The 1,763-nt window shown below is 69.1% G+C and carries 3 protein-coding genes; 2 read left to right on the plus strand and 1 reads right to left on the minus strand.

Translation table 11 applies throughout. The features are described 5' to 3' along the window. Positions 1-138 precede the first annotated feature (138 nt). Complete coding sequence (locus tag DMC18_RS22910; protein ID WP_110119546.1) at positions 139-402, plus strand: CopG family ribbon-helix-helix protein; 264 nt, start codon at positions 139-141, stop codon at positions 400-402. Next, positions 393-677 carry a type II toxin-antitoxin system RelE/ParE family toxin gene (locus tag DMC18_RS22915; protein WP_110119547.1) on the plus strand — a complete coding sequence of 95 codons (285 nt, stop codon included), beginning with the start codon at positions 393-395 and terminating at the stop codon, positions 675-677. The genes DMC18_RS22910 and DMC18_RS22915 overlap by 10 nt, the downstream gene beginning before the upstream one ends. Positions 678-680: 3 nt before the next feature. On the opposite strand, the gene DMC18_RS22920 is transcribed toward DMC18_RS22915, so the two are convergent. Then, complete coding sequence (locus DMC18_RS22920) at positions 681-1,535, minus strand: SDR family oxidoreductase (RefSeq protein ID WP_110119548.1); 855 nt, start codon at positions 1,533-1,535, stop codon at positions 681-683. Positions 1,536-1,763: the final 228 nt, after the last annotated feature.

A 1,763-nucleotide genomic window follows, 5' to 3' on the forward strand; every position in this document is an offset into this window, starting at 1 on the left:
CCTGGCCCGCGCCGCCCGCGCGCGTTCGGCGGGACAGGCCCCGGCGGCCGCCTGGGCCGCGGCCGACCTGGGGGACGAGGAGGAGTAGGCGACGACCGACCGGCCTTGCGCTAGACTGTTCCCCGGAGCCGAAAGCGCATGACCAAGCCGTTCACGATCGACCTCGAACCGGACCTCGACGATCAGGTCGCCGAGATCGCTCAGGCTATGGACCAGTCCAAGGCCTGGGTGGTCGAACAGGCGGTGCGTGAATTCATCGCCGTTCGCGACTGGCAGGCGGCGGCGATCGACGAAGGCATCCGCGCCGCCGATGCAGGCCAACTCGCCGAGCACGACGCCGTGGTGGAGTGGGTCGCCTCGTGGGGCGGCCCCAACGAAAAGCCCATGCCAAAGTGCGGCTAGCCTGGACCGCGCCAGCGCTGCGCGACCTTCGCTCAGCCCAGGCGTGGATCGCGGCGGATCGACCTATGGCCGCGGCAGCGCAGATCGTGAAAATCGTTGAGAGCGCCAGCGGCCTGACGGCTTTTCCCAATCAAGGCCGTATCGGACGACGATCTGGGACACGTGAACTGGTCGTGCCTAGGACCCCGTTCATCATCGCCTATCGCGTTTCGGAAGACCGCGTCGAAATCCTGCGCGTCATTCACGGCGCACAACGCTGGCCCGAAAGTCTCTAGCCCCTACCCCTTCAGGATCGCCGCCAACCCCTCGCGATAGGTCGGATACTTCGGCCGCCAGCCGAGTTCGGCCTTGGCCAGGGCGTTCGAGACGCGCTTGTTCTCGGCGTAGAAGCGGCGGGTGGCGGGCGACAGGCCCAGGGCGTTGAAGGGCAGGTCCGGCGGGACCGGAACGCCCAGCAGCAGAGCCGCGTGCTCCATGACGTCCTGCGGCGGGGCCGGTTCGTCGTCGCAGAGATTGTAGACCGCCCCGGCGCGGGGGCGCTCCAGCGAGGCCAGCAGGCCCGAGACGATGTCGTCGCGGTGGATGCGGCTGAACACCTGGCCCGGCTTGACGATGCGGCGGCCCTCGCCCGCCTTCAGGCGGTCGAAGGCGCTGCGGCCCGGGCCGTAGATGCCCGGCAGGCGGAAGGTCACGACCGTCAGCCCCATGCCCCGGCAGACCTGACGCCAGTCGCGCTCGGCCCCGACGCGGCGCGCGCCCTCGACCGACTGGGCCTTCAGCGGGCTCGATTCGAAGACCCAGCGGCCGTCGAAGTCGCCATAGACGCCGGTGGTGGAGAGATAGCCGATCCAGTCGGGGAAGGCCTCGGCGGCGGCCAGGGCGGGAATCACCGCCTCCAGCGCCGGGCAGCCCTCGCCGGTCGGCGGCGAGGTGACCAGCACGGCGTTGACGCCGCGCATGGCCTCGACCATCGCAGCCTTGTCGTCGGGGTCCACCGCCGTGAAGCCCTGGGCCTCCACCGCCGCCCGCGCCTCGGGCGTTCGGCCCGTCGCGGTCACCGACCAGCCTTGCGCGGCCAGAGATTCGGCGAAAGCGGCGCCGACGAAGCCCAATCCGAACACGAAGAGACGCAAACCCTGGCCCCGACCTCAAATCCAAGGGTCCAATGAGCCGCTCAAACGGCCGGTTCCGCAAGTGCGACATTCATCCCCATGAAGTTGGCCAACAGCGCTTGCCAAGCCCGGATCGCTCTGCCATAAGCCGCCTCCTCGTCGCGGGGCGCTGTTTTCAGCCTCTTCGATGCGGGCGTAGCTCAGTGGTAGAGCGCCACCTTGCCAAGGTGGATGTCGAGAGTTCGAATC

This window comes from Caulobacter sp. D5 (genome assembly GCF_003185805.1).
In the GTDB taxonomy this organism is placed as follows: domain Bacteria; phylum Pseudomonadota; class Alphaproteobacteria; order Caulobacterales; family Caulobacteraceae; genus Caulobacter.

Coding starts and splice junctions, on each gene's coding strand:
- DMC18_RS22910 (WP_110119546.1), top strand. CDS start 139: ATGACCAAGCCGTTCACGATCGACCTCGAACCGGACCTCGACGATCAG.